Origin of the sequence: Pseudomonas fluorescens (assembly GCF_001708445.1) — a bacterium.
Taxonomy (GTDB): domain Bacteria; phylum Pseudomonadota; class Gammaproteobacteria; order Pseudomonadales; family Pseudomonadaceae; genus Aquipseudomonas; species Aquipseudomonas gorinensis.
The window spans coordinates 3915076-3941612 of the sequence record NZ_CP015637.1 but is presented as its reverse complement, the minus strand read 5'-3'; the positions used below and the strand labels follow the sequence as shown (position 1 = coordinate 3941612).

The following is a 26537-nucleotide window of genomic DNA, read 5'->3' as shown; positions in this document are numbered from 1 at the left end:
GAGGGTCAGAAATAGGCACGGGTGTTTTCATGCACACGTGGACTGATGCGCAACTCATCCAGCGGCCACCAACGGTAGTGCTGATGCTGCGCGGTGGGCGGGTGCAGGTCGTCGTCGCCGGCCAGGGTCAGGCAATAACTGAGCACCACATAATGGGTGTTCGGCCCGGCGCCGGCGTTACCAAATACGCTGTCGTCGTAGAAGTGTTCGAACACCCCGAGAAGACGCGCGGTGGCGCGTTCAAACGTGCGCCCCAGCTCTTCCTGGGTCAGGCGCCGGAAGGCGCTGTCCAGGCTTTCGTTCTTCTGCACTCGCCCACCGGGCACGAACCAGAAGCCATAGGCCGGGCGGTTGACCCGCAGGCCCAGCAACGTCTCACCACCCGGTTTCATCACGACCAAGTCGATCGCCACCAGCGGCGTCGACGCCACGACCGTGTTGAAGGTCGGTAAATCAAGCCACATATGCGTCAAACCTGTGCCAGAAAACGTTGAAGAATGCGTTCTTTATCGAGAAATTCGCCGGCGTAGTTCAGCGCCACGGTGTTGCGCACCGGCAACCGCAGGACCTGCTCGATCCCCTCGTTCAATGCCGTGACCGATTCAGGCTCGATCAACACGGCAATCCCTTGATGGGCTTCGCACAACCGGCCAAGGGTGGTCTCGGGGTCGGCGGTGATGATCGCGTTGCCGCCGACCGCCAGGATATTGGTGAGCTTGGACGGCAACACCGAGTCCGCCGCGCCGCGCTTCTGGATCACCAGGTGCGCGGTCGCCGAAGCGAGCAGCGCCGGCAGGTCTTCGTAGGCCTGTAACGGGGCGAAAACCACGTTGTGGATGCCCTCGCGCTGTACCCGCTCCAGCAAGCGGGCCTGGCCCGCGCCCTGCCCCACGATCAGGAACACCAGCTCCGGACGCTGGGCATAGGCCTGGGCGGCGTCAAGGATCAACTCAAGGCCCTGCTTCTCACCGATATTGCCCGAGTACAACAGCACCTGTTTGCCCGCCGGCACGCCCAGGCGTTGCAGCAGCGCGGGGTCGGCCGGCACATCGAGGAAACGTTCGGTTTCCGACCAGTTGGGAAAGAACAGCAGGCGCTGGGCCTCGACACCTTTGGCGGCAGCCTTGTCCAGCATGCCGCTGGAAATCGTCGAGACCCGGTCAAAGCGGCGCAACACCCAGCGTTCAATGCCCCAGGCCAGGCGTTTGAGCCAGGGGCTGCCGCCCATGCCCAGGCCAAACATGGCGTCGACTTCGAAATCCTGGATGTGCAGCACCGACTTGGCGCCACTCAGCTTGGCCAACAGCAGGGCCTGGGGCGCGCAAAACAGCGTGGGCACCACCAGGATCACCAGGTCTGGCCGCCAGCGCAGTTGCCCCAGCACCGCCAGGCACGAACTGGCGGAAAAACTCATCAAGTGCAGCAAACGCTTCAGCGCCGTGGGCTTGCTCGGCACATACAACGGGCAACGCAGCACCGTGACGCCATCGACCCGCTCACGGCGAAAACGCCACGGCGAGTACCCTTCGCCGACCTGCCAGTGCGGGTAATACGGCGGCGCCGTCACCACCCGCACGTCGTGCCCCTGGCTCGCCAGCCAGCGCGCCTGTTCACCGCTGTACTTGCCGATACCGGTGAGCTCCGGGCTGTAGTTGATGCCGTACAAAAGGATCTTCATCACTGGCCCCGAGGCTGCTCGAGGGCGGCCAGATACGCGTTGTAGGCGTCGCGCAGGCCCTCCTCCAGCGGCACGTAGGCCTCCCAGCCCAGCGCGTTGATACGGCTCACATCGAGCAACTTGCGCGGTGCACCGTCGGGCTTGCTGGTATCGAAACGCAGGCGCCCGTTGAAGCCGGTGACCCGGGCCAGCGTCTCGGCCAGTTCGCGAATGGTGCAGTCCACGCCAGTGCCGACGTTGATATGGGAACGCATCGGCTCGGTGTGCTCGCGGTAGTGCTCATGGCTGAGCTCCATCACATGCACGCTGGCGGCCGCCATGTCATCCACGTGCAGGAACTCGCGACGGGGCGCGCCGCTGCCCCAGATCACCACCTCGGCATCGCCATGCTGCACCGCTTCATGGAAGCGGCGCAGCAAGCCGGCGATCACATGGCTGTTTTGCGGATGGTAGTTATCGCCAGGACCGTACAGGTTGGTCGGCATCACGCTGCGGTAATCCCGGCCGTGCTGGCGGTTGTAGCTTTCGCACAGCTTGATCCCGGCGATCTTGGCCACGGCGTAGGGTTCGTTGGTGGGTTCCAGCGCACCCGAGAGCAGCGCCTGCTCGGTGATGGGCTGGGCCGCCAGCACCGGGTAGATGCATGACGAGCCGAGGAACAACAGCTTGAACACCCCATGGGTGTGGGCCGCGTGGATCACATTGGCCTGGATCATCAGGTTCTGGTAGATGAAGTCCGCCGGGTACGTGGCGTTGGCATGTATCCCGCCGACCCTCGCCGCCGCCAGGTACACCTGGTCGATGCGCTGCTCGGCGAAATACGCCTGCACCGCCAGCGGGTCCAGCAGGTCCAGTTCATCGCGGCGTGCGGTGAGTATCTGCGTATAGCCCAAGGCCCAGAGGCGACGCACGATGGCCGAGCCGACCATGCCGCGATGGCCGGCGACAAAAATTCGCGCATTCAGATCACGTGCCATGCTCAGTTCTCCACGGCAATCGGCGCATCGTGGCCGTGCAGGCGCAGCAACGCATGGCGCTGGGCGATCTTGAGGTCTTCACGGACCATCTCCGCACACATTTCCTGCGCACTGATCTCCGGCACCCAGCCCAGTTTCTGCTTGGCCTTGGACGGGTCGCCCAACAGCGTCTCGACTTCCGCCGGGCGGAAATAGCGGGGGTCGACGCGCACGATCACGTCCCCCACCAGGATGCCCGGCGCCAGGTCGCCGTCGATGTGCTCGACCACCGCCACCTCTTCCACGCCCTCGCCGACAAAGCGCAGGCGCAGGCCCAGTTCCGCCGCCGACCAGCGAATAAAGTCGCGCACCGAATACTGCACGCCGGTGGCGATCACGAAGTCCTCGGGGTGCTCCTGTTGCAGCATCATCCACTGCATGCGCACGTAGTCCCTGGCATGGCCCCAGTCGCGCAAGGCGTCCATGTTGCCCATGTACAGGCATTGCTCCAGGCCCAGGGCGATGTTGGTCAGCGCCCGGGTGATCTTGCGGGTCACGAAGGTTTCGCCGCGCCGCGGCGACTCGTGGTTGAACAGGATGCCGTTGCAGGCATACAGCCCGTAAGCCTCACGGAAATTCACGGTGATCCAGTAGGCGTAGAGCTTGGCGACCGCATAGGGCGAGCGCGGGTAGAACGGCGTGGTTTCCTTTTGCGGGGTTTCCTGCACCAGCCCGTACAGCTCGGAGGTGGACGCCTGGTAGAAGCGGGTCTTCTTTTCCAGGCCCAGCAGGCGGATGGCCTCAAGGATGCGCAAGGTGCCCAGGGCATCGACATCGGCGGTGTATTCCGGCGAATCGAAGCTCACGGCCACGTGGGACTGGGCGCCCAGGTTGTAGATTTCGTCGGGCTGGATCTGCTGGATGATACGCGTCAGGTTGGACGAGTCCGCCAGGTCGCCATAGTGCAGGATCAGGTTTTTATGCAGGGCTTGCGGGTCTTGGTAAATATGGTCGATACGCTGGGTATTGAACGACGAAGAGCGGCGTTTCAAGCCATGCACCACATAGCCTTTCTCCAGCAGCAGTTCCGCCAGGTACGAGCCATCCTGCCCGGTAACACCGGTAATCAGCGCAACTTTTTTCATGTCTATCTCCCAATTAATAGGCGAGCGAAGGCCGACACCCGAACTTGGGTGTTTGTTAAAAACGCTCAGTTACTGCTGTGTGGGCAGCGTCAAGTTATGTCCGGTCAACTTTGAAAGTTCGCGGATAATCGCTTCCTTATCGTTTAAATGCGCAATCGCGGTTTCCAGTTCGAGCACCTTGGCGCCCACCAGGAATCGGTACCAATAGCCCTGGAGCAAGTGATAAACCAGGCCGCTGCGACCATCGAGAAAGCCCAGCTGAATGAGGTAGCGCCAGAGGAAATACGCCGTTGAACTCAAGGTAAACGGCACGCGGTTATATAAGCGGTTCTTCACCACGCGCTTGAGCCGGGCCTGAAATGAACTCTGCCCTTCATTCAACTCATGACGCACCGCAAACAAGGCCAGGCGCGAGTTGATCACCTCGATGGCTTCACGGGTCGCGTACTGGTTGTGCTTGTGGGTGAAGAACGTCAGGTCATGCAGGTTATGGTCGGCAAAACCGCCTTCCAGGGTGATGGTGCGGCCCTGGGCCACGGAGATGTGCTCGTCCATCCAGCGGTCTTCGATGCGCCCCTGCCCGGTGCGCCACAACCGCAGCATCTTCAACGGGTAGCGGCCGCCATGGCGCACCCAGCGGCCCATGAAAATATGCTTGCGCTTGAAGTTGATGCCGGTGATCTGCGGGTCCAGTGTCGGCAGTTGCGTATTGATCTGCTCTGCCAGGTCGGCCTCGATGATTTCGTCGGCATCCAGGCGCATCGTCCAATTGCCAGTGATCGGCAAGTTGTCCAGCGCCCACTGGAACTGCTTGGCCTGGTTGACGAACGCATGCTGGACCACCAGGGCGCCGTGGCGCCGGGCGATCTCGCAGGTGTCGTCGCTGGAGAACGAGTCGACCACCAGCACTTCGTCACTGAAGGCGCGCACCGACTCGATCGCGCGGGCGATATGCAGGCTTTCGTTGTAGGTGAGGATGATCACACTGACCGTTTCACGTTTCATCTCAGCCACCGTGCAGTTGCAGGATTTCAGTGGTCAGGCGGCGTGGCGAACGCGCCGCGCGGAAGTGGCTTTCCAGGGGTTTGCCCACGGCGATCATCATGATCAGCCGCTCGCTGGCTTCGATGCCGCCCACGTTGCGGATTTTCTTTTCCACCGTATTCAGGATCGCCAGGTTCAGCGGGCAAGCCCCCAGGCCATTGGCGTGGCATGCCAGCAGCAGGCCCATGGAAAACAGCGCGCCGTCGACGTACAGCTGGTTACGCTGGCCGGCGCCTCCCCAGGCGGTCACTTCCGAGGTGACCACGAACAGGTTGTCCACCGACTGCGCAAAACCGCGCGAGCCGCCTTGCAACTCGAGCAATTGCGCAATCACCGCGCGGTCCTGGTAGACGTGTACCCGCGACGACTGGCGATTGCATTGCGACGGCGCCGACTGCGCCAGCTCCACCAACGAGGTGAGCAAGCGGCTGTCGAGCTTGCCGGGCTGGAACATCCGGCAACTGGAACGCGATTGCAGGAACGCCTTGGCGTCCATCCCATCATTGCCCAGCCATGGCGTGGCGCGCTTGATACCGCCATTGCCCAGGGTGCCGTCGCGCTTGAGGTGCTCGACATAGGCATCCAGGTAAAACAGGAAGTCATCGCTCACACCCAGGGCACGATGCAGGTCGAGGTAACCCTGGAAGGCGCCCAGGGCCATTTGCAGCGGCAGCGCCGAGTAGGTGCGGTCGTACTCGTTGAGCATATGAATGATGCCGTTGATCTTCTCCTTGCCGAACAGCGGCTTGGGCTCCTTGAGCGACAAGCCTTTCTCGACGGTATGGGTCTCGATCAGGATCTTGTAGAACAGCTTCTTGTTGCGGCTCGCCAACGGCGAATAGCCGTTGTGGCGAAGAAACGTGAACATGTCGCGAAAGAATTCACTGAAGAAAAACATCAACTTCCATGTCTTATCCATCATGCGCTTTACCTGTTTCATTGTGCGATGTCTCTCGGTTTGATGGGGCGGCAGGGAGCACCGACGCAAATCATCCAGGCCGGCAAGTCGCTGGTGACCACCGAGCGCGCGCCTACCACACAGCCCTCGCCTACCACACAACCGGGATGAATGAATGACTCGGCGGCAACCCACACGTGGTCCTTGATCACGATCTCGCGTGTCACCAGCGGGCGTAGCAAACTGCGGGTGTCATGGGTACCGGCGCACAAAAAACTGCGCTGGCTGATCGCGACTTTCGAGCCGATGGTGATCCGCGCCATGGCGTACACATCCACCCCATCGGCGATGGCGGTGAAGTCACCGATCTCCAGGTTCCACGGTGCCCAGATGCTGCACGTGGGTGCGATGCGACAACCGACACCGACCTTGGCGCCGAAGCAGCGCAGCAGCACGCGCCGCCAGCCATGCAGCATCCAGCGTGGCGTGGGCCGAAACAGCAGCTGGTACACCACGCCCCATAGCAGGCGCCGGGCCTTGCTGCTGCGGGGCAAGGTGTCGACGTACTTCAGGCGTTCGAAGCCGCTCATGGCTTGAGCGCCGCCAGTTGCTCGAGCAAGTAGCGTTCGCCCACCAACTGCAACGCCTGGCGCCGGGCGCGCACCGCCACCCAGTCAATCGGCGCGGCGATCAAGCTGTGCAACTGGTCCACATTGTCGGCCGGCAAAAAGCGCTGGGACAGTTCCAGCTTCTCCAGCAGGTTGCGCACGCGGGCGTTGAGCGATGCCTTGCTGCCCGGCAGGCCCACGGCGATAAAGGGTTTTTCGAAGATGATCGCGAACACCGTGGCATGGAACGAGTTGGTCACCACATAGGCCGACTCTTTCAACAGCTTGAGCCAGTCCTGTGGCCCGACCTGCACGGTTTCACCGATCTGGCGCCAGCGCCGGTGCGCGTTGTAGGGCGAGACGATCGGCCCGTCGACATGCCGCGACAACGCCTGGGCCACGTCCCTGACACCCACGCCGGTGCGCAACGCATAGCAGAACACATGGCCGCTGCGGGTCTGGGTCGAGGTGGCCAATAACGCCGAGTAGTCGCGGTGCAGCAACGTCGGGTCGGGCACACACTGCGCCGCCAGCCCACAGACCTGCTGGACGATCGCCACCCCGCTCTCCTCGCGCACACTCACCGCCGACAGTTGCTTGAGCAGTTGCTCGGCTTCGGCATGGTATTCGGGCTCCAGGTATTCCTTGCCAAAACTGGCCGCGTACGAGATCCGCCGAATCGCCTTGTCGCAATCGAAAGCGAGAAAGTACGCCGGGTCCAGGCCGGTCTGGCCCGAGGGGTTCCAGATCTGGTCACTGCCGGCCACCAACAACTGCCGGCCGGCCACCGCCTGCTTGAGCTGGTCGGCGTGGACATAGCGCGGCCCCTCGATATTCAGGAAGCGCGTCTTGAACGCCTCGAACTGGCGCGACTGCGCATTGGGCCCCAGCACACGGGTTTTCAAGGCCAGGGTCTTCAAGTACAGGGCCTTGAGATTGGCCTTGAAGTTGCGCGGGTTGAGCAGTTGCTTGAGCTCGCTGCCGTCCTCCACGTAGGCCGGGTGGTAGTTGATCAGGTTGACCTGCAGGCCCTGCTGTTGCAGCCAACGCTGCAACGCATAGGCTTGCAGCACCGCGCCGAAGTTCTCGCTGAAATGGTACGTCAGTATCCCGGCCCTGATCGGGCGTGCAGGTGCGTTCATGATCCAGCCTGTCTTAATAAGGTGTGTGTAGGAAGTGCAGGCAGGGACACCGCCTGGCGTACTGGCGCGGCTTTGTTGAGCAGGCCGATGAACATCGACCACACCAGCAAGTAGCTGCCATCAAAGGTGGTGAAGAACTGGTAACTGGTCTTGAACGAGAAAATCAGCAGGATCGCGCCCACCGCCAGCGACACCGGGTTACGCGGCAACGCACTGAACAGCAGGCCGAACAGCACGACACCGACCACGCCGAGCTTGGCGAGTACGCCCCAATAGCCGTTCTCGATATCGAACTTGGAGTTCTCGAACCAGCGCTCGTCATTGGTCGGCACGCCGGGCGTCAATTGCTTGGCCAGGCCGTTGCCGAGAAACACCGTGGCCGGGTTCTCCAGGAAGGACGCCTTGGCATGGGAGATCTCGAAGGCACGTGTCACATCCTCGCCCTTCTCCTCGAACAGATAGGTGGCAAAGCGCGATACCGCCAGGGGGCTGGCGTAAAACGTCAGCGTCCCGAGGGCGCCGATGGCCACCACCAGCACCGCCAGGGACTTGAGCTTGCGCTGGGTGATGGCCGACAACAGGATCATCACCGCCATCGCCGCCAGGATGGTCTTGGAGCCGGCCGCCAGCAGCGTCACCGCCAGGATCAGCATCAAGGCGATCTTGCGCTGGCAACAGGCGTAGAAAAACAGCAGCACCGCCGAGCTGGTGGGGAACAGCATGATCCGGCCCACCTCATCGCTGGACTTGGAGGCGGCGTTGGTCAGGTCGATGCCGACCCCATACAGGCTCACTTGCAGCAACTGGCCCAGGGCAAAAATGTAGATCGCCCGTTCGATGATGCGGCGATAGTTGAAGCTGTGGGCACGGGCGATTTTCTCCACGTTGGCCAGCGCATAGCTGTAGCCGGCCAACAGCAGCACAAAATAGAAAAACGGAATGCCGGAACGCAGGAACTGGTACAGGGAAATCTTCGAACCACTGGAGACCAGCACCTGCAACACACTGGAGGCCACCACCAGCGCCAGCAACGCCGCTGCCCGGGTAAAGCCGCGCGCCGCGTACACCACGAAGGGCATCAGCAGCAGCAATGCCAAGGGCTGCGACAGGTTGTTGCTCAGGGCCAGGGGCAAAGCGAAAAACGTCAGCGGCAGGTACAGGGTCAGGCGTGCCTGGGACAACATCATGGTTGCACCTCCCCGGCGAACTGCACCTTGCTGATCAGCCGCAGGTACACCAGCACCACCAGCTCCGGCAGGGCCAGCAACAACGCGGCGCCCAGCAACGGGTCGATGCGCGCCTGGCACAGCATCCACAGCAGCAACGCCGCCAGGCTGCTCAGGGCGTAGATCACCGAGGTGCGGGTATGGCGGTTGGTGGAGATCAGCATCGCCGCCAGGATGAACCAGGCCACGTTCAAGATCGTGTGGGCACCGATCAGCGCCAATGGCAGCCGGTCAACCTGCACCAGGCCGTGGCTCCACAGGCTGATCACCTGGGGTCCGGCCCAGATGCCGGCGCCGTATACCAGCACGCACACGCCCAGTACCAGGGAGCTGGCACGCTGGGTGAACCGTCGCGCTTCGTCAAATTGGCCACGCCCGGCCAGCCGCGAGATTTCCGGGGTCAGGGCATTGCTGCAGGTGATGCCCAACTGGATGATCAAGCGCATCAACGTACGCGCCATGGTGTAGCCGACCACCACCGCCGGACCGGCGATCTGGTTGAGCAGTTGCAGGCCGCCTTGCAGGGTAATCAACTGCGCCAAGGGGATCGCCGCACTGCCCACCGCGGGCTTCCAGATGCCGCGAAACTCGCCCCACGAGGCGCACCCCAGGCCCAGCAGCGGCCACGGCGAAATGCGCCGCACAAACACGGTCACCAGCACCAGGAACAGCACCTGGCTGAAGAACATGCCCTGGGCCAATTGCAGTTCGGAACCGCCCAGCATCAGGATCACGATCGACAGCACGATATCCAGGGTCCTGCGGTTGGCCATGATAAAAACCCCGCCGACAGTCTTGTCGATCACCCGGAACCACGCCTCGATCGGCCCGCCGAGCAAGCGCGTACACAGGTAGCCGGACATGAACAGCACCACCAGGCTCGCCTGGCCGGGGTCAAGGCTCTTGAGCTTGAGCAGCCCGACCCAGTCGATCCACTGACCGAGGGTCAAGGCAAACACCACCACCAGCCCGACCACCGCCAAGGTGAACGCCAATGCGGTCTGCACACTGCGGCGCGCGCCGGGCACGTCGCCCTGGCTGGCCAGCAAGGTGGCACGGGTAGCCGAGGCCTGGGCGACCCCCAGGTCCAGCAGGCTGAGCATCGACGGAATACCGGTGAGCACCAGCCAGTCGGCATACCGCCCGGTGCCCCAGGCGTGCAGGAAGAACGGCACCAGCACCAGTTGCGCCGCCAGCGTCACCAGTTGCGTGTAGCCATAGCTCAAGACGTTGAGGCGAAACCGGTTCGACAATGAACGCGGTACCCGCATCGGTTTTTCCAGAACCTTGCTCATGGTCGTCAGGCTTTGTCGGACTGGTAGGCGTAGTGGTAGTAGCCGTAATCGCCGTAGCCGTAACTGGCGGAACGACGTTTCTCCACGCCATTGAAGATCGCGCCCTTGAGCTCGATACCGTTCTGATGAAAGCGGCGCAGCGTCAGCTCGACTTCCTTGGCCGAGTTCACCCCAAAACGGGTCACCAGCAGGCTCGTACCGGATTGACGGCCGACGATAGCCGCATCGGTCACGGCCAGCAGCGGCGGTGTATCGATGATCACCAGGTCATAGCGCTCGCTGACTTCGGCCAGTAACGCGGCAAAATTGGGGTGCATCAGCAATTCGGAGGGGTTGGGCGGGATCTGCCCACGGCCGATGAAATCGAATTGCGCCACATCGGTGGTTTTAATCGCCTCCTGCAACTCACAACGCTTGACCAGCAGGTCGGACAAACCGATCTCCACTGACTTGCCGAGCATCTTGTGCAAATAGCCCTTGCGCATATCCGCATCGATCAGCAACACGCGCTGCCCGGACTGGGCAACCACCGCTGCCAGGTTGGCCGAAACAAAGGTCTTGCCCACTTCCGGGCTGGGGCCGGAAATCATCAAGCGGTTGTTCTTGGCCTCCAGCATCGCGAAATGCAGGCTGGTACGCAGACTGCGCATGGCCTCCATGACCAGGTCGTGGGGATGATTGACGGCCAACAGCGAGGGCGCGACCGAGCGGCTCTTGGCGGCGTGGGTTTCCTCGGCCTTTTGCAGGGGGCTGAACGGGATCGAGGCATACACCGGCAAGCCGAGTTTCTCGATGTCATCCGGGTTTTCCAGGCCACGGTTAAGCAGGCTGCGGACCAGCACCAGGCCAACCGAAAGCATGCCGCCGAGCAACATGGCCAGCAGCACCACGATCACCTTGCGCGGCTCCACGGGTTTGCTGATGTTGGCGTCGGCGCTGTCGATCAGGCGCACGTTGCCCACGGTGCCGGCGCGCATCACGTCCAGTTCCTGGGAGCGATTGAGCAACTGGGTATAGATCTCGGTGCCCACCTGCACGTCACGGGTCAGGCTCAACAGTTCCTGCTGGGTGCTGGGCAGGCCTTCGACACGCTTGGTCAATTGCGCCTGCTTGCCGTTGAGCTCGTCGAGCTTGGCCAGCAACGCGCGGTAAGCCGGGTGCTGACGGGTGAACTTGCGGTCCATTTCCGCCTGTTGCAGCTTGAGCTCGGAGATGCCGGTGTCCAGGGCCACCACCTGATCGAGCACGGCCTTGGCTTCGAGGCTGATGTCGATGGATTTGCTGCGGGTCTGGAAGCGGTTCAGGGCGTTCTCGGCCTTCTCCAGGTCGCGGCGTACCTGGGGCAATTGGTCATTGAGGAACGACAGGCTCTGCGCCGCCTCGGCCGAGGTGCGGTCGACGTTCTGGCGCACATACAGGTTGGAGATTTCATTCAGCGTGCGGACCGCCAGCGCCGGGTGGGTGCTCTCCAGCGTCAGGCTGATGATCCCCGACTCCTTGCCCCGCTCCACCACATTGAGCAGGTCCTGGTAATCGGCCACCGCGTCCAGGCGCGGCTTGCGCACAATCTTGAACCGCGCGCCGGGGTTGGCCCGCAACGTTTCGACCAGCACCTCCACGTCGCCCGAGGCAAACGGCTCGCCGACGCGGCCAGCGGCGATCTGCTGGTCATCCTCGTCAAACAGTTGGTAGCCCTGGTTTTCGCCAGCCACCAGCACGAGGGTAGTACCGAGCAACCCGGCCGGCAGCTTCAGCTTCGCCAGGCTCAGGCGCTCGCCGCCGGCACTGTAGCGACTGATACCGAACAGTGGCGGCGCGACATCGCCCGGGGTGTCGGGCACATAACGCCGGGCCATGAAGCCACCGATCAACGGGAAATGTTGGGGGGTAATGGTGATGTCCAGCTTCAGGGTGTCGACGGTCTTGCCGATGATGGTGCGCGACTTGATCAGTTCGATCTCGGTCACCGCCGGCGATTCCTTGCCCAACAGGCTGCTCACATCGGAGAAACCGAGCATGTCGTTTTTCTTCGGTTCCACCTGGATCAAGGCGTTGGCCTGGTACACCGGCGTTGCCAGAATGGCGTAGGCAGCGCCGATCAACATGCAGGTGCCGGTGATCCCGGCAATCAGCCATTTGTGATCGATCAGGGTACCCAACATGCCGAGTACATCGATCTCGTCACGGTGCGGGCTGTCAGCGGAGGCGTTCTGGGGTGAATACATAAATCGAGTCTTCGTCCTTGCAATCATAAAAGGAGGCGCTAGCGCGCCAGGCGCTGTGCCCAGGCCTGTGCGGCTTGCTCGATCAGGGCATAGGCCTGCACGAAGGCGGCCTTGCCCTGTCGATAGGGGTCCTTGATCTCGCGTTCGTGCTGCCATTTGCCCAGCAGGAACACCTTGCCCCGGGCCTCGGGAGCGAGGCTGAGCACACCGTCGATGTGTCGTTGCTCCATCACCAGGATCAGGTCCGCCTCGCTCACGGCCTCGACACTGAGCTGGCGCGCCTTGTGCGCCAGGGGAACATGCCCGTGTTCCTGCAGGACCTGGCCTGCAGTGGGCTCCAGCGGATGGTCACGCAAGGCCGCCAGGCCCGCCGAACTCACTTGTATCCCGGAGGACTCAAGTGCGGCGCCCAGCAGTTGTTGCGCAGTAGGGCTACGGCAAATGTTGCCGATGCACACGATCAAAATCTTTTTAAACAAGGCAACCTCCCACGCACCGCACAGTAATTAATCGGCAAAGGGATGACCTTATTTCCATCTTTAAATAACAAGCAATTTGCGACCGTGTAATTATGATCACAGCTGACAGAGTGCGACCATCTATCGAGCAGGACAATAAATAACACCCACGGCAATAACCGACTAAAAATAACATTCCCTTACTTTTGCGCATCTTCATAATAAAGTGCCACTTGAACACAGCAGCGAGGGACGGCCATGAAAAGTTCAAAGTTACTGGTAGAGCGTATTGGCCTATTCCCTTCTTCGGGAGATATTCATGTCGACGTCAATAATCCGAGCACCGTTGTCGAGCGCATGCAAGTGTTGTACGCCAGCAACTCTTTAGATGTCGACGAAAGCGGTTCCGGATTGTCGATGGTATTTGCCGATTGGCGTTTCAAGTTGCAAGTCAATAACGCCTTGTCGGTGTGCCTGTGCGTGGAAAGTCGCGGTGACAGTCACTTCATGCAAGCCAAGACCGCCGAATTACTGGCGAATATTTCCGGCACCGAGGAGCGCCCATGAACCCGTACGTTCATTTAAGGCGTGCCTATGCGCTGAAAAAGCTGACCCAGGTATTCGAAACATTTGTCGGCATCGCCCTGACCGAGCCACTGGAAGCGGGACAACGCTCGCATAATACGCAGACGATTTCCCATTGGCTGGACCAACTGCAGGGCAGCCCGCCGCAGGCGGTGACCCATACGCTGTTCAAGCAAATGAACGGTGCCCGGCGCCAGGGCAATCAGCGACGTTTCAACTCGCAGACGGTGTTGTTGCAGTTGCTGGTGGAAAGCAACCTGGCGCTGGATCTGGCGGCCTATTCGGCCTTTATGTGCCGGGAGACAGTGCGCCAGGCCGGCTCCTGATGCGCCTGCTGCGCCCCCGAGACCGTCACGGCGACATGGTTGAGCAAAGTCTCGGCGTTGTACTTAGGCACCAGCGCACATAACGAAAGGAAGACTAACCCACCACCGATCAGCGACGGCGATACATTGACGCGCACAACGTCTATTCGCCATAGAAAAGCGACCGCAGCGACAGCCCCCAATAAGGCACCGGCCAGTGCTTCGTTCAGCGGGTGAATATATGGCGCGACACAATAAGCACTGAACCCAACGGTCAGGCTCAATCCGACCAGCGTCGCTGGCCAGCGCCAGGCATAGTTGAACTGGCGTGCAATCAAACTTAATGCCACCGTCACCATCAGGCACGTATTCATCGCATGCCCACTGAGCACGGCGATGTCGAGGGTTTGAAACGAGACACCCCAGCCCTTGAACAGTAACTTGCTGAAGGCCACGATTGAATACGTGGAGGCCACCGTGATTATCCACCACTTGAACGCCTGGGGTGCCGAATACCATAACCAGACAGCGATCATCAGTGCAGCCGGAATCATGACGGTAATACCGCCATAGTGTGCAAGTTGTTCCCGCATGAATAGCTGACCTATACCATCATATTTCCCGCGCCCATCAGACCTGAGGCGCGGAAAAATGACAACGTTATCTTGGGTCGGACTAAAGCGCTTATGGATGGAAAATCTCTGGGGCACCCACACCAAAAATGCAAATTACTGATAAACCATGCAATTTATGATTCTACTTTTTAATAATTAGGTTAGAACCAATCGGCATTTTACAGGCCCCGCCCCTGCCCCTACCTTGGACGCGAATAACCGACCCCCTGCCCGGTGGAGGTGTTAACCCCGTACTCGACAAGGACAGACCATGAGCATTGAATTCATCGGCTATATCGGTGGCCATCACGCATCCGAGATCCACCCGCGCAGCGGCCCGACCCTGCAACCGGACTACGTGGAGACCGTGGCCCGGGCCCACGAAGAGGCCGGCTTCGACCGCGCCCTGGTGGCCTTCCACTCCAACAGCCCGGACAGCACGCTGATCGCCTCCCATGCGGCCAGCGTGACGAAAAAACTGCAATTCCTGATTGCCCACCGCCCCGGTTTTGCCCAACCGACCCTGGCAGCGCGCCAGTTCGCCACCCTGGATGTGTTCAACGGCGGGCGTACCGCCGTGCATATCATCACCGGGGGTGACGACCGCGAACTGCGCGCCGACGGCAGCCATATCGGCAAGGACGAACGCTACGCGCGCACGGACGAATACCTGAGCGTGGTGCGCCAGGAATGGACCAGCGAACAGCCCTTCGACTTCGCCGGCACTTACTACCAGGTGGAGGGCGCGCACTCTGCGGTGAAGTCACCGCAACAGCCGCATATCCCACTGTACTTTGGCGGCTCCTCCAAGGCCGCGATTGAAGTGGCAGGCAAGCATGCCGATGTGTACGCGTTGTGGGGCGAGACCTATGAGCAAGTGCGCGAAATCGTGACCCAGGTGCGGGCTGAAGCGGCCAGGCACGGGCGCACGATTCGCTTCAGCCTGTCGTTGCGGCCGATCCTCGCCGAGACCGAGGAACTGGCGTGGGCGCGGGCCGAGAGCATCTTGCAGCAGGCGACGGCGCTGGCGCAGAAGAACGGTTTTGTGCGGCGTGAACCGCCAAACGAAGGTTCACGCCGCTTGCTCGCGGCGGCGGCGCAGGGGGCGCGACTGGATAAGCGTTTGTGGACCGGGATTGCTGGGTTGCTGGGGGCACAAGGTAACTCCACCTCGTTGGTGGGCACCGCCGAGCAAGTTGCGGAGGCCTTGGTAGATTATTACGACCTCGGCATCACCACCTTCCTGATTCGTGGGTTTGATCCGCTCAACGATGCGATCGACTATGGCAAGCGGTTGATCCCCCTCACCCGCCAGCTGATTGCTGAACGCGAGCAGAAAGTCGCCTGACAACCACTACAAAACCAAGGTGGGAGGGGCAAGTCGAATCGTCGCACCGCCCCTCCCACACTTTGATCTTCACCAGGCTCCGGATCAGTTCTTATAGTCGGTATCGTTGCGCTCCAACTGCCGAATCAGCGCATTCCAATGCCGCGCCACACCCGGCCCCTCGCCGCTGGCAAACGCCTTGGCCTGTTGCTCGACCTTCGCCACCACTTCAGCCGGCGGGAAGATCAACTCCGCATTCCCCGCTGCCTGCGCCGCGACCTGGATATTGCACGCGCGCTCCAGTTGTTGCAGCTGTTGAAACGCATGTTCAACGCTGACACCCGCGGTCAGCAGCCCATGGTTACGCAGGATCATCACGCTCTTGTCGCCCAGGTCGGCCACCAGGCGCTCACGTTCGTCGAGGTCGAGGGCCACGCCTTCATAACCGTGGTAGGCCACCCGCCCCGAGAAGCCGATGGAGTGCTGAGAGATCGGCAACAGGCCGTCCTTCTGCGCCGACACCGCAATGCCGTCGCGGGTATGGGTATGCAACACGGCGTGCAGGTCGTGGCGCGCGCCGTGGATGGCACTGTGGATCACATAGCCGGCGTAGTTGATGCCCAAGCCGGTAGGGTCGTCGACGATGGTGCCGTCGAGGTCGACCTTGACCAGGTTGGAGGCACTGATTTCATCGAACAATAGCCCGAAGGCGTTGATCAGGAAGTGCTCGTGTGGCCCAGGTACACGGGCGGAGAAGTGGGTGTAGATGTGGTCGGTCCACTTGTACAGGGCCGCCAGCCGGTAAGCGGCGGCCAGTTTGACGCGCACCTCCCATTCTTCCGGAGTGACACGCTGGCGAACATGGTTGGAAACGCTGGAAATCGGGGTGACGCTGCTCATGGCAAAACTTCCTGGATGGCCTTAAGGACTTCCAAGCAAGCCTAGGGGATGGAAAAAAATAATAAAAAGCACATTTTAATCTAAGCTAATTATTATTTTTTTTCATAACACCCACACCACCAACACAAAGCCCCCTCCCACATTTTTGATCTCTATACACCCAGTCAAACCGGAGCTGTTGCCCAAGGCAGTGAATGCCAAGAATGCCTTGAAGGCTTGCACAGTCCAAATGTGGGAGGGGGCTTGCCCCCGATGGCAGTGGGTCAGCGACAGACGAGCTGACTGATACACCGCAATCAGGGGCAAGCCCCCTCCCACATGGATCAGGCTGCGTTGCGGATCTTATGCAGGGACGCCGCCACCAGTTTGCCAAACGCGTCCACCGGCCCCTGCAAGTTACCGAGGAAGTGCGGGTAGATCAGCCACAAATCCATCACCGGCTTGAAATCCTTGAGCGGCATCACCGCCAGTTGCTCGCGGTGGGCACTGCGCTCCAGCAAAGGCCGCGGCACCAGGCCCAGGCCCAGGCCGTCGGCCACCAGGCCCAGTTGCAGCTCGGTGCCGAACGTCTCCAGGTTGACCCGCAGGGCCAGGCCTTGATCGGACAAGGTGCGCTGCAAACCGGCGCGGAAACCGCAGCCATCCGGGTTGAGGATCCAACCGTTCTGGTACACGTCCGCCAGCTTGCAGGGCTTCTTCGGCAGTTGGGCCTTGGCGCAGACCACCACCAGTTCCATCTTGCCGATGGACTCGCCGACCACGTTGTCGGGGAAAACCTTGCCCGCCGGAAACAGGGCCGCCGCCGCGTCCAACTCACCGCGCTCGATCTTGCCCACCAGTTGGCTGCCCCAGCCAGTGGCGACCTGGGCGCGCAAGTCGGGGTATTCGCTGCGCAGGTGCTTGAGTGCATCGAGCAGCACCACGTCACCAATAGTCTGCGGCACGCCCAGGCGTAACAGGCCGGTGGGCGGTGCGTCGGTGGCGACCAATTCGCGCAGGGCGTCCATCTCGCGCAGGATCAACCGGCACTGTTCATAGACGCGGGTGCCGATCAACGTAGGCTTGAGCGGCTTGGTGTTGCGGTCGAACAACTCCACGCCCAGCGCCTGCTCGAAGTTCTGCACGCGGCGGGTGATGGCCGGCTGGGTCAGTTGCAACGACTCGGCGGCATGGCTGATGGACTGGCAACGAATCACTTCGACAAAGGCATCGATATCGTCAATTTTCATTTGGGCCGCACATAGAGAACAGTCATTAAGATGTGTGCAAAGCATAGTTGCAGGACGATTATCTGGATAGCCCAGCGTGTGATCGATAACGTCTAACGCTATTCAGACCGGTTCTAAATTACCTGCAGCTATAAGCTAATCATTAAAAAATAGCATATTAACTATAAACATTATGCTTATATAAACCCATCAACCCATTCCTATCAAACGTATCCGATGGAATTGTCATGACCCAAGCCAAGCACCCCGAGAGACTCAGAGCCTTCATAGGCGCCCTGGCGGAATTGATCGACGGCAATCCACGCGAAGGCGACCTGTTGCACCGTGGCGGCAAGCTGCTGGCGCAACTGGTCAGCCATGACGACTGGCTCCCCGATGAATTCGCCCAACCCGACCCCGATCGCTATCAGCAATTTTTGCTGCACGCCGATTCGCGCCAGCGGTTCAGCATCGTCAGTTTTGTGTGGGGGCCGGGGCAAAGCACGCCGATTCATGACCATCGGGTGTGGGGGCTGATCGGCATGTTGCGCGGTGCGGAGTTTTCCCAGGGCTTCGAGCGCGCGCCCGACGGGCGCCTGGTCGCCGAAGGCAAGCCGGTCCAGTTGGTGCCGGGCCAGGTCGAGGCGGTATCGCCCAAGATCGGCGACATCCATCAAGTCAGCAATGCCCACAGCGACCAAGTGTCGATCAGCATTCATGTGTACGGCGCCAATATCGGTGCCGTGCGCCGCGCGGTGTACCAGCCCGACGGCAGCGAGAAACTGTTTATCTCCGGCTATTCCAATGCCTTCCTCCCGAATATCTGGGATTTGTCCAAAGAAAAGAGCCCCGCCCTATGAGCACCGTATCCACCCGCAGCTACGCCCAGATTCGCCAGGCCCTGTTGGACCGTGAAGAAGTCGCCCTGGTAGACGTGCGCGAAGAAGCACCGTTTGCCGAATCCCACCCCCTGTTCGCCGCGAATATCCCGCTGTCGAAGCTGGAGCTTGAGGTGTACTCGCGCATTCCGCGCCGGGATACCCAGGTCACCGTCTACGACAACGGTGAAGGGCTGGCCGCCCGCGCGGCCGAACGTTTGCTCGCGCTGGGCTATACCCAGGTCAGCCTGCTCGAGGGTGGGCTCGACGGTTGGCGCAAGGCCGGTGGCGAGCTGTTTATCGACGTCAACGTGCCGAGCAAGGCGTTTGGCGAGCTGGTCGAAAGTGAGCGTCACACGCCGTCCCTGGCCGCTGAAGACGTGCAGGCGCTGCTCGACAGCCAAGCCGATGTGGTGGTGCTCGACGCGCGCCGTTTTGATGAATACCAGACCATGAGCATCCCCACCGGCATCAGCGTGCCGGGTGCCGAACTGGTGTTGCGCGTCCGTGAGCTGGCGCCGGACCCGGCCACCCGCATCATCGTCAACTGCGCCGGACGCACCCGCAGCATTATCGGCACGCAGTCACTGATCAATGCCGGCGTGGCCAACCCGGTCTCGGCCCTGCGCAACGGCACCATCGGCTGGACGTTGGCCGGGCAGAAGCTCGCCCATGGTCAGTCGCGACGCTTTGCCCCGACCTCGGAAGCCCACCGCCAGGTCGCCGCCGCGGATGCGCGGCGTGTGGCTGACAAGGCCCGCGTCGGCCGCGCCACCCTCGCCGACCTGCACCGCTGGCAACAGCAGGCGTCCCGTACCACCTACCTGTTCGATGTGCGCACCCCGGAGGAATTCGAAGCCGGCCACCTGCGCGGCGCGCGCTCGACCCCGGGTGGGCAGTTGGTGCAGGAAACCGATCACGTTGCCAGCGTGCGCGGTGCACGCCTGGTACTGGTCGATGATGACGGTGTGCGCGCCAATATGTCGGCTTCATGGCTGGCCCAACTGGGCTGGGAAGTGCATGTGCTGGACGGCCTGCAAGCCGCAGATTTCAGCGAACATGGCGCCTGGGTCGCGCCGGTGCCCGCACCGCCCCAGGCCGAACTGATCAGCCCGCACACCCTCGCCGAGTGGCTGGCCCATGGCGACACGGCGGTACTGGATTTCACCGCCAGCGCCAACTACGTCAAACGCCATATCCCTGGTGCCTGGTGGGCCTTGCGCGCGCAACTGCCCCAGGCGCTGGCCAAGGTGCCGGCCGCCCAGCGCTACGTGCTGACCTGCGGCAGCAGCCAACTGGCGCGCCTGGCCGTGGCCGAAGTCGAAGCCATCACCGGCAAGCAAGTGTTCCTGCTGCAAGACGGCACCGCTGGCTGGATCAACGCGCAACTGCCGCTGGAAGAAGGTGAAACCCACCTGGCCTCACCGCGTATCGACCGCTACCGCCGCCCTTACGAAGGCACGGACAACCCCAAGGAAGCCATGCAGGCCTACCTGGACTGGGAGTTCGGTTTAGTCGACCAACTGGCCCGCGACGGCACCCATGGGTTCTATGTGATCTGATCACTTTTCCATACCCGGCACAGATCCCTGTGGGAGGAGGCAAGTCGAATCGTCGCACCGCCTCTCCCACATGGACCGCATCCACCTCAGGGTTAATCCATGCAATTTTAGAATAATCAATAAACACATAATCAGTTATTTTAATAATTAACATATAACCAAAAAGAACTTCACAGCATGTTTTTATGAGCATAACGTGAACTCCTCACCGACCCCTTCTCCAGGCGGAGGTAGCCAAACCTTTTTTCTGATCTGCCTGGAGCCTGCATCCCATGGTCTTTACTACCCCATTCAAGCGCCTGCTCCTGAGCACCGCCCTGGCCCTTGGCCTGGCCACCAGCGCCCACGCCGCCGACCTGCAACCGCTGCGGGTGGCCAACCAGAAATCGACGATCAAGACGCTGCTGGAAGTCTCGGGCGAGGCGAAAAACGTGCCTTATGAAATCCAGTGGTCGGAGTTCCCGTCCGCTTCGCCCCTGGGCGAAGCCTTGAATGCCGGGGCCGTGGATATCGGCGCCTTGGGTGACGCACCCTACGTGTTTGCCTTGGGGGCCGGAGCGTCGCTCAAGGTGGTCAGCATCATCCACGCCGAAGGGCGTAACACCACCGCCCTGCTGGTGCCCAAGGATTCGCCGATCAAGACAGTGGCCGACCTCAAGGGCAAGAAAATCGTGACCGGACGCGGGTCCATCGGCCACTACCTGGTGATCAAGGCCCTGGCCACGGCCGGCCTGACCACCAAGGATGTGCAGTTCATTTTCCTGTTGCCCAGCGAGTCGCGCCTGGTGCTGGATAACGGCACCGTCGACGCCTGGTCGACCTGGGACCCTTACACCACGGTGGTCACCTCACAAAGCCAGGCGCGGATCGTGGCCAGCGGCAACACGCTGTTGAGCAACCACCTGTACCTTGCCGCCACCAGCCAGGCCATCGCCGACAAGCGCACGCAGTTGGATGACTTTGTCGCCCGCGTCGACCGCGCCTACGCCTGGGCCAATACCCACCCCAACGAGTACGCCGCCGCCCAGGCCAAAATCACCGGGCTGCCGCTGGCCGTGCATGTGGCCGTGGCCAAGGAGACCCGCCTGAGCCCGGTGCTGATCGACGACAGCGTGATCAGTGGCCTGCAAGACACCGCCGACACCTACCAACAAGAAGGCCTGCTGACCAGGCACATCGACGTGTCCCAGGGCTTCGACAAGAGCTTTAACGCCAAGCGTGCCCCCAACAATCAAGCCTCGCGCTAAGGAGCAGAAAACATGAGCAAGCCACGTCAATTGAAATTGGGGGCCATGGTCCACGGTGTCGGCCACGGCTGGGGCGAATGGCGCCACCCGCAGGCGCAACCCAACGCCAGCACGAATTTCGGCTTCTACAAGCAGCAGACCGAGCTCGCCGAAGCGGCCAAGTTCGACTTCGTGTTCATCGCCGACAGCCTTCACATCCACGCCAAGTCCAGCCCGCATTACCTCAACCGTTTCGAGCCGCTGACCATCCTCTCGGCCCTCGCGGCACTGACCACGCACATCGGCCTGGTCGCCACCGTGACCGTCAGCTACACCGAGCCCTATCAGGTCGCGCGCCAGTTCGCGTCGCTGGACCATATCAGCGGCGGTCGTGCCGGTTGGAACGTGGTCACCTCGTGGCTCAGCGGCACCGCCGACAACTTCGGCAAGGTAGAGCACCCGCCGCACGCCGTGCGCTATCGCATCGCCAAGGAACACCTCAACGTGGTCAAGGGCCTGTGGGATTCCTGGGAAGACGACGCCTTTGCCTACAACAAGCAAAGCGGCGAATTCTTTACGCCGAGCAAGCTGCATGCGCTGAACCACAAGGGCGAGTTTTTCTCGGTAAAAGGCCCGCTGAACATTGCGCGCTCGCGCCAGGGCCAACCGGTGATTTTCCAGGCGGGCACGTCCGAAGATGGGCGTAACTTTGCGGCGCAGAACGCCGACGCCATCTTTGTGCACGTGGAGAGCATCGAAGAAGGCCTGGCCTACACCCAGGACCTCAAACGCCGCGCCAAAGGCTTTGGCCGCGACGCCGACAGCCTGTCTATCCTGCCGGGCATCCGCCCGATTGTCGGCCGCGACGAGGCCGAAGTGGAAAGCCGCTATCAGCAGGCCGTGGACCTGGTCACCGTGGAAGACGCGATCGTCGCCCTGGGCCGCCCGTTCAATGACCATGACTTCAGCCAGTACCCCCTGGACGCCCCCTTCCCGGAACTCGGCGACCTGGGCTCCAACAGCCAGAAAGGCGGCTCGGACCGCATCAAGCAACTGGCCAGGGACGAAGGGTTGACCCTGCGCGAAGTGGCCCTGCGGTTCTCACGGCCCAAGCGTGATTTCGTCGGCACCCCGGAACAGGTCGCCGATGCGATCCAGACCTGGTTCGAGACTGGCGCCAGCGATGGTTTTATCGTCAATTCGGTACTGCCGGATGGCTTGCAGTACTTCACCGAGCTGGTGGTGCCGGTGCTCCAACAGCGCGGCCTGTTCCGCACCGAGTACAGCGGCCAGACCCTGCGCGACAATCTCGGCCTGGACGTACCGGCCAACCGCTACAGCGTGATCGACGCCCCCGAAAAGGCCCTGGCCTGAGTACATTCTTATGACCCAACCGTCTCTACGCTCCGTTGAAGTCGCCCACTTCGATGCCCTGCTCGAACGCCTCGGCGCCGAGCTGGCCAGCACCGCGCACCTGTACGACGAAAGCGGTGCCTTCCCCCACGACAATTTCACGTTGCTGCATGAACACGGCCTGCTCGCCCTCACCGTGCCCAAGGCCCTCGGTGGCGGCGGAGCCAGCCTGCCCCAGGCGCGCAAGGCGATCAGCGCGATTGCCAAGGGTGAACCGTCCACGGCACTGATCCTGGTCATGCAGTACCTGCAACACACCCGCCTGCAAGACAGCAAGACCTGGCCCCGGCACCTGCGCGTGCGAGTCGCCGAAGAGGCGGTACGCAACGGCGCGCTGATCAATGCCCTGCGCGTCGAACCCGACCTCGGCACCCCGGCCCGCGGGGGCCTGCCGGCGACCACGGCGGTGCGCACCGTTGATGGCTGGCGCATCAGCGGGCGCAAGATCTACTCCAGCGGCAGCCATGGCCTGAGCTGGTTCAGCGTATGGGCACGCAGCGATGACCCAGACCCACTGGTGGGCATCTGGCTGGTGCCCAAGGACAGCCCCGGCGTGAGCATCATCGACACCTGGGACCACCTGGGCATGCGCGCCACTTGCAGCCATGAAGTGGTGCTCGACAACGTGCTGGTGCCGCTGGATCACGCCGTCAGCGTCAGCCCCTGGAGCGCGCCAAAGCCCGAGCTGGATAGCGAGGATTTCCTATGGATGTCGGTGTTGTTGTCCTCGGTGTATGACGCCGTGGCCCAGGCCGCGCGGGACTGGCTGGTGAATTGGCTGGAAGAACGCACGCCGTCCAACCTCGGCGCGGCGCTGTCCACCCTGCCGCGTTTCCAGGAAACCGTTGGGCATATCGACACCCTGTTGTTTGCCAACCGCAGCCTGTTGGACGCTGCCGCCGAAGGCCACACCCCGGCAGCCAATGCGGCTCAATTGAAGTACCTGGTGACCGGTAACGCCATCCGTGCGGTGGAGCTGGCCATTGAGGCTTCCGGCAACCCCGGCCTGTCGCGACACAGCCCGCTGCAACGGCATTACCGCGACGTGCTGTGCAGCCGCGTGCATACCCCACAGAACGACGCCGTGCTGCAAGGCGTCGGCAAAGCCGTCTTCGCCCAACGCCAGAAGGAACGCACATGAGTCAGGTGATTATTGCCAGCCAACTGGGCGAAGACTACAACGACGTGATCCGCGCGCGCGTCACTGCGATCCACCCTCAAGCCCAGGTGATCGGCGTGCCGGTGGGCGTGCCAGGCGACCTGCCGCCCCAGGCGAATATCCTGCTGCTGCGCCCGATCAACGTGCACGGCTACACGGCACCGGACACCCCACCGCCGGGCTGGCCCTATGGTGCGCAATGGGTGCACCTGGTCTCATCGGGTATCGACTTCTACCCGCAATGGCTGTTCAACGGCCCACCGGTGACCACCTCCCGGGGCAGCGCCGCCGACAACCTGGCCGAGTTCGCCCTGGCGGCGATCTTTGCCGCCTCCAAGCATTTGCCGGACATCTGGGTGAAGGACTCGCAATGGAACTTCACCGCCCTGCGTCCGCTCAAGGGCACCACCCTGGGCATCCTCGGCTTCGGCGCAATTGGCCAAAGCCTGGCGCACAAAGCCCTGGGCCTGGGCATCAAGGTGGTCGCGCTGCGCCACCGTTCGACGCCGTTGGGTGTTGACGGTGTGCAGGCGGCGGCGGATATCCATGACCTGTTCGCCCGCGCCGACCACTTGGTGGTGGCAGCGCCGCTGACGGAGGCCACGCGGCATATCATCAACCGTGATGTGCTGGGCAGCGCCAAGCCGGGGCTGCACCTGATCAACATCGCACGCGGTGGGTTGCTGGATCAGGAGGCGTTGTTGGAGGCGTTGGATAACGGCCAGGTCGGCCTGGCATCGCTTGACGTGACCGAGCCGGAGCCGCTGCCGGATGGGCACCCGCTGTACAGCCACCCACGGGTGCGGTTATCGCCGCACACCTCGGCGATCTCGACCAATAGCCGCAACGAGATTGCCGATACGTTCCTGGCGAATCTGGAACGCTACGTTTCAGGTATCGAACTATCGAATCTAGCTAACGCCTGACGCCGTTCAACCATGTGGGAGAGGGCTTGTTGTGGCGAGCGGGCTTGCCCCGCGTTGGGGCGCGAAGCGGCCCCATCACAGGCGATGTGTTTTTAACTGACACACCGCGGTGCCTGGTTTTGGGGCCGCTTCGCAGCCCAACGCGGGGCAAGCCCGCTCGCCACAAGCAAGCTCGCTCCTACAACGGCATGAGGGCAAGCCCTAATCGGCTTCTGTAGGAGCGAGCTTGCTCGCGAAAAACGTTAACGATAACGCGTGCTTCCTGAATGAACGCGGCGCCTGTGAGTTCTTCGCGAGCAAGCTCGCTCCTACAAAAAGCCTTAACGGGCAAGCCCGCTCGCCACAGTGATCTAGTAGATGTCTTTGGACAGCAGCGTAAACGGCGTTTTCAGCAGGATCTTGATGTCCAGCCACAGTGACCAGTTGTTGATGTAGCGCAGGTCGATGTCGACGCGTTTTTGCATCTTCTCCAGGGTCTCCGTTTCCCCGCGGCAACCATTGATCTGTGCCAGGCCGGTGATACCGGGCTTGATGCGATGGCGTGCCATGTACGCGTGAATCTTCCCGGAGTAGTAGTCGTTGTGCGCCACCGCATGGGGGCGTGGGCCGACCAACGCCATGTGCCCCTGCAATACGTTGAACAATTGCGGCAGTTCATCGATGGAGGTGCGGCGAATGAAGCGGCCCACCGGGGTGATGCGCGAATCGTTGCGACTGGCCTGGCGCACTTCCTTGTCGTCATGCACACGCATCGAGCGGAATTTCCACACCTTGATCACCTGGCCGTTCCAGCCGTGCCGGTCCTGTTTGAAAATCACCGGGCCGGGAGAGGTGAGCTTGATCAGCACGGCGAACAGTAACAACAACGGGCTTAGCAGGATGATCGCCAGCAATGCCAGGCTCTTGTCCAGCAGCGACTTGCTCAGGGCCGCGGTCGGGCGGCTGGTCAGTGGGCTTTCATTGAGGAAAATCGCCGGCAAGCCATCCACCTCGGCGACGCAGTGGTTGAGCAGCAGCATGTTATTGAGGTCGGGCACCCAGATCACATCCACGCTGATGTCCAACAGGTTGATGTACAACGCCTCGATATGCGTGGCTTCCTGCAGTGAATGGGTGATGTAGAGCCGACGGATACCGTGCTGGCGAATCAACTGCGGCAGGTCCGGCAGCTCGCCGAGTATCTGCGACTGCAGCTGCGGCGCAGCGGTGTCGCGGGCGCCGACCAAGCCAACCAGGGGCGAGCGTTTACGCCGGGACAGGGTGGTGGCCAGGTCTGCGGCGAGCTTGCCCGTACCGACGATCAGCGATTTATGCCGCTCGTGAAGTTGGTTGTGGTAATAACGGGAAAGACTATGAATAGGGATATAGCATAATGCTAGTAGCGCGTAGCTGGTGGCGGCCCACAGTAACAGGATCTCCAGGGGGAACAGTGCCCCGGCATTACAGGCGATGCCCACGGCTAATAAAATAATCAGTGTTAGCAGCCAGCCCATGAAGAGCCGCCCCAGGCCCACGCCATAATCATCTTTCTTGCTGTACACATCGCACAACATATACGCCGGTAGAGAGGCAAGTATCGTAAAAGCGGCCAATGCCCGATAGTAATAGTCAAGTTGGCCTGTCTTTAAAACAACCAATGCAAATAGTAATGCCACGACCAGGCTGGAGGCCAGTGTCCATTGCCCCCAGAAGGTCAAGCCTTTAGGTGTTAGATGACGATGCATTCTTTGGTTATTCAGCATGCTACTGCTCCCAGTGG

The 26537-nt window shown here is 61.6% G+C and carries 25 protein-coding genes; 9 read left to right on the top strand and 16 right to left on the bottom strand.

All coding sequences use genetic code 11. The annotated features are described in order from the left end of the window. Positions 1–5 precede the first annotated feature (5 nt). From A7317_RS17350 to A7317_RS17295, 12 genes are all read right to left on the bottom strand, one after another. The gene (locus A7317_RS17350; protein ID WP_069076452.1) at positions 6–464 is read right to left on the bottom strand and encodes a GDP-mannose mannosyl hydrolase; all 459 of its coding nucleotides are present in this window, start codon (positions 462–464) and stop codon (positions 6–8) included. Between the two features lie 5 nt (positions 465–469). After that, positions 470–1678 carry a glycosyltransferase WbuB gene (locus A7317_RS17345; protein ID WP_069076451.1) on the bottom strand — a complete coding sequence of 403 codons (1209 nt, stop codon included), beginning with the start codon at positions 1676–1678 and terminating at the stop codon, positions 470–472. Then, the gene (fcl, locus tag A7317_RS17340; RefSeq protein WP_069076450.1) at positions 1678–2655 is read right to left on the bottom strand and encodes a GDP-L-fucose synthase; all 978 of its coding nucleotides are present in this window, start codon (positions 2653–2655) and stop codon (positions 1678–1680) included. Before fcl ends, A7317_RS17345 begins: the two co-directional genes overlap by 1 nt. A gap of 2 nt (positions 2656–2657) precedes the next feature. Beyond that, positions 2658–3779 (bottom strand): GDP-mannose 4,6-dehydratase, encoded by a 1122-nt coding sequence (gene gmd, locus A7317_RS17335; RefSeq protein WP_069076449.1) that lies wholly within the window; start codon positions 3777–3779, stop codon positions 2658–2660. A 69-nt stretch (positions 3780–3848) separates the two neighbouring features. Continuing rightward, a complete protein-coding gene (locus tag A7317_RS17330) occupies positions 3849–4784 on the bottom strand; it encodes a glycosyltransferase family 2 protein (RefSeq protein ID WP_069076448.1) in 936 nt (311 codons plus the stop codon). Between the two features lies 1 nt (position 4785). Beyond that, positions 4786–5745, bottom strand: coding sequence for a nitroreductase family protein (locus A7317_RS17325; RefSeq protein ID WP_168233558.1), 960 nt, complete (start codon positions 5743–5745; stop codon positions 4786–4788). A 14-nt stretch (positions 5746–5759) separates the two neighbouring features. Further along, on the bottom strand, positions 5760–6311 hold the full coding sequence (locus A7317_RS17320) for an acetyltransferase (RefSeq protein WP_069076446.1): 552 nt from the start codon (positions 6309–6311) through the stop codon (positions 5760–5762). Then, a complete protein-coding gene (locus A7317_RS17315) occupies positions 6308–7471 on the bottom strand; it encodes a polysaccharide pyruvyl transferase family protein (RefSeq protein ID WP_069076445.1) in 1164 nt (387 codons plus the stop codon). The genes A7317_RS17320 and A7317_RS17315 overlap by 4 nt, the downstream gene beginning before the upstream one ends. After that, on the bottom strand, positions 7468–8658 hold the full coding sequence (locus A7317_RS17310; RefSeq protein WP_069076444.1) for an O-antigen ligase family protein: 1191 nt from the start codon (positions 8656–8658) through the stop codon (positions 7468–7470). The genes A7317_RS17315 and A7317_RS17310 overlap by 4 nt, the downstream gene beginning before the upstream one ends. Next, a complete protein-coding gene (locus A7317_RS17305) occupies positions 8655–9992 on the bottom strand; it encodes a lipopolysaccharide biosynthesis protein (RefSeq protein ID WP_155766409.1) in 1338 nt (445 codons plus the stop codon). Before A7317_RS17305 ends, A7317_RS17310 begins: the two co-directional genes overlap by 4 nt. A gap of 5 nt (positions 9993–9997) precedes the next feature. Then, positions 9998–12217: a polysaccharide biosynthesis tyrosine autokinase gene (locus A7317_RS17300; RefSeq protein WP_069076442.1), complete on the bottom strand. Its 2220-nt coding sequence runs from the start codon at positions 12215–12217 to the stop codon at positions 9998–10000. 38 nt (positions 12218–12255) lie between these two features. Next, positions 12256–12696 (bottom strand): low molecular weight protein-tyrosine-phosphatase, encoded by a 441-nt coding sequence (locus A7317_RS17295; RefSeq protein WP_069076441.1) that lies wholly within the window; start codon positions 12694–12696, stop codon positions 12256–12258. 237 nt (positions 12697–12933) lie between these two features. On the opposite strand from A7317_RS17295, the gene A7317_RS17290 reads away from it, so the two are divergent. Further along, positions 12934–13242, top strand: a complete 309-nt coding sequence (locus A7317_RS17290; protein WP_227496863.1) for a phosphomannomutase — start codon at positions 12934–12936, stop codon at positions 13240–13242. Further along, complete coding sequence (locus A7317_RS17285; RefSeq protein WP_069076439.1) at positions 13239–13586, top strand: hypothetical protein; 348 nt, start codon at positions 13239–13241, stop codon at positions 13584–13586. Before A7317_RS17290 ends, A7317_RS17285 begins: the two co-directional genes overlap by 4 nt. Here A7317_RS17285 and A7317_RS17280 read toward each other — a convergent pair. Beyond that, a complete protein-coding gene (locus A7317_RS17280) occupies positions 13538–14158 on the bottom strand; it encodes a phosphatase PAP2 family protein (RefSeq protein ID WP_069076438.1) in 621 nt (206 codons plus the stop codon). The genes A7317_RS17285 and A7317_RS17280 overlap by 49 nt on opposite strands. A gap of 292 nt (positions 14159–14450) precedes the next feature. On the opposite strand from A7317_RS17280, the gene A7317_RS17275 reads away from it, so the two are divergent. Next, complete coding sequence (locus A7317_RS17275) at positions 14451–15527, top strand: LLM class flavin-dependent oxidoreductase (protein ID WP_069076437.1); 1077 nt, start codon at positions 14451–14453, stop codon at positions 15525–15527. An 84-nt stretch (positions 15528–15611) separates the two neighbouring features. On the opposite strand, the gene A7317_RS17270 is transcribed toward A7317_RS17275, so the two are convergent. Next, on the bottom strand, positions 15612–16406 hold the full coding sequence (locus A7317_RS17270; protein ID WP_069076436.1) for a class II aldolase/adducin family protein: 795 nt from the start codon (positions 16404–16406) through the stop codon (positions 15612–15614). Positions 16407–16729: 323 nt separating this feature from the next. After that, complete coding sequence (locus tag A7317_RS17265; RefSeq protein ID WP_069076435.1) at positions 16730–17635, bottom strand: LysR family transcriptional regulator; 906 nt, start codon at positions 17633–17635, stop codon at positions 16730–16732. 227 nt (positions 17636–17862) lie between these two features. Here A7317_RS17265 and A7317_RS17260 point away from each other — a divergent pair, with 227 nt between their 5' ends. The 6 genes from A7317_RS17260 (at position 17863) to A7317_RS17235 (ending at position 24778) form a co-directional block, all read left to right on the top strand. Next, positions 17863–18474 (top strand): cysteine dioxygenase, encoded by a 612-nt coding sequence (locus A7317_RS17260; RefSeq protein WP_069076434.1) that lies wholly within the window; start codon positions 17863–17865, stop codon positions 18472–18474. Then, the gene (locus A7317_RS17255) at positions 18471–20054 is read left to right on the top strand and encodes a rhodanese-related sulfurtransferase (RefSeq protein WP_069076433.1); all 1584 of its coding nucleotides are present in this window, start codon (positions 18471–18473) and stop codon (positions 20052–20054) included. Before A7317_RS17260 ends, A7317_RS17255 begins: the two co-directional genes overlap by 4 nt. 272 nt (positions 20055–20326) lie before the next feature. Next, positions 20327–21301, top strand: coding sequence for an ABC transporter substrate-binding protein (locus A7317_RS17250; protein ID WP_069076432.1), 975 nt, complete (start codon positions 20327–20329; stop codon positions 21299–21301). A 12-nt stretch (positions 21302–21313) separates the two neighbouring features. Further along, positions 21314–22654, top strand: coding sequence for an LLM class flavin-dependent oxidoreductase (locus A7317_RS17245; RefSeq protein ID WP_024074884.1), 1341 nt, complete (start codon positions 21314–21316; stop codon positions 22652–22654). 10 nt (positions 22655–22664) lie between these two features. Then, positions 22665–23834, top strand: coding sequence for an acyl-CoA dehydrogenase family protein (locus A7317_RS17240; protein WP_069076431.1), 1170 nt, complete (start codon positions 22665–22667; stop codon positions 23832–23834). Further along, a complete protein-coding gene (locus A7317_RS17235) occupies positions 23831–24778 on the top strand; it encodes a D-isomer specific 2-hydroxyacid dehydrogenase family protein (protein ID WP_069076430.1) in 948 nt (315 codons plus the stop codon). Before A7317_RS17240 ends, A7317_RS17235 begins: the two co-directional genes overlap by 4 nt. Positions 24779–25128: 350 nt before the next feature. On the opposite strand, the gene A7317_RS17230 is transcribed toward A7317_RS17235, so the two are convergent. Next, positions 25129–26520, bottom strand: coding sequence for an undecaprenyl-phosphate glucose phosphotransferase (locus A7317_RS17230; RefSeq protein ID WP_069076429.1), 1392 nt, complete (start codon positions 26518–26520; stop codon positions 25129–25131). Positions 26521–26537 lie beyond the last annotated feature (17 nt).

What these genes read in the sequence shown, in the direction of transcription:
- A7317_RS17265 (WP_069076435.1), bottom strand. Translation starts at nt 17,635, where the DNA reads ATGAAAATTGACGATATCGATGCCTTTGTCGAAGTGATTCGTTGCCAG.
- A7317_RS17300 (WP_069076442.1), bottom strand. Translation starts at nt 12,217, where the DNA reads ATGTATTCACCCCAGAACGCCTCCGCTGACAGCCCGCACCGTGACGAG.
- A7317_RS17250 (WP_069076432.1), top strand. Translation starts at nt 20,327, where the DNA reads ATGGTCTTTACTACCCCATTCAAGCGCCTGCTCCTGAGCACCGCCCTG.
- A7317_RS17315 (WP_069076445.1), bottom strand. Translation starts at nt 7,471, where the DNA reads ATGAACGCACCTGCACGCCCGATCAGGGCCGGGATACTGACGTACCAT.
- A7317_RS17235 (WP_069076430.1), top strand. Translation starts at nt 23,831, where the DNA reads ATGAGTCAGGTGATTATTGCCAGCCAACTGGGCGAAGACTACAACGAC.
- A7317_RS17345 (WP_069076451.1), bottom strand. Translation starts at nt 1,678, where the DNA reads ATGAAGATCCTTTTGTACGGCATCAACTACAGCCCGGAGCTCACCGGT.
- A7317_RS17305 (WP_155766409.1), bottom strand. Translation starts at nt 9,992, where the DNA reads ATGAGCAAGGTTCTGGAAAAACCGATGCGGGTACCGCGTTCATTGTCG.
- A7317_RS17240 (WP_069076431.1), top strand. Translation starts at nt 22,665, where the DNA reads ATGACCCAACCGTCTCTACGCTCCGTTGAAGTCGCCCACTTCGATGCC.
- A7317_RS17270 (WP_069076436.1), bottom strand. Translation starts at nt 16,406, where the DNA reads ATGAGCAGCGTCACCCCGATTTCCAGCGTTTCCAACCATGTTCGCCAG.
- A7317_RS17255 (WP_069076433.1), top strand. Translation starts at nt 18,471, where the DNA reads ATGAGCACCGTATCCACCCGCAGCTACGCCCAGATTCGCCAGGCCCTG.
- fcl (WP_069076450.1), bottom strand. Translation starts at nt 2,655, where the DNA reads ATGGCACGTGATCTGAATGCGCGAATTTTTGTCGCCGGCCATCGCGGC.
- A7317_RS17230 (WP_069076429.1), bottom strand. Translation starts at nt 26,520, where the DNA reads ATGCTGAATAACCAAAGAATGCATCGTCATCTAACACCTAAAGGCTTG.
- A7317_RS17260 (WP_069076434.1), top strand. Translation starts at nt 17,863, where the DNA reads ATGACCCAAGCCAAGCACCCCGAGAGACTCAGAGCCTTCATAGGCGCC.
- A7317_RS17280 (WP_069076438.1), bottom strand. Translation starts at nt 14,158, where the DNA reads ATGCGGGAACAACTTGCACACTATGGCGGTATTACCGTCATGATTCCG.
- A7317_RS17325 (WP_168233558.1), bottom strand. Translation starts at nt 5,745, where the DNA reads ATGATGGATAAGACATGGAAGTTGATGTTTTTCTTCAGTGAATTCTTT.
- A7317_RS17275 (WP_069076437.1), top strand. Translation starts at nt 14,451, where the DNA reads ATGAGCATTGAATTCATCGGCTATATCGGTGGCCATCACGCATCCGAG.
- A7317_RS17320 (WP_069076446.1), bottom strand. Translation starts at nt 6,311, where the DNA reads ATGAGCGGCTTCGAACGCCTGAAGTACGTCGACACCTTGCCCCGCAGC.
- A7317_RS17350 (WP_069076452.1), bottom strand. Translation starts at nt 464, where the DNA reads ATGTGGCTTGATTTACCGACCTTCAACACGGTCGTGGCGTCGACGCCG.
- A7317_RS17330 (WP_069076448.1), bottom strand. Translation starts at nt 4,784, where the DNA reads ATGAAACGTGAAACGGTCAGTGTGATCATCCTCACCTACAACGAAAGC.
- A7317_RS17310 (WP_069076444.1), bottom strand. Translation starts at nt 8,658, where the DNA reads ATGATGTTGTCCCAGGCACGCCTGACCCTGTACCTGCCGCTGACGTTT.
- A7317_RS17285 (WP_069076439.1), top strand. Translation starts at nt 13,239, where the DNA reads ATGAACCCGTACGTTCATTTAAGGCGTGCCTATGCGCTGAAAAAGCTG.
- gmd (WP_069076449.1), bottom strand. Translation starts at nt 3,779, where the DNA reads ATGAAAAAAGTTGCGCTGATTACCGGTGTTACCGGGCAGGATGGCTCG.
- A7317_RS17245 (WP_024074884.1), top strand. Translation starts at nt 21,314, where the DNA reads ATGAGCAAGCCACGTCAATTGAAATTGGGGGCCATGGTCCACGGTGTC.
- A7317_RS17290 (WP_227496863.1), top strand. Translation starts at nt 12,934, where the DNA reads ATGAAAAGTTCAAAGTTACTGGTAGAGCGTATTGGCCTATTCCCTTCT.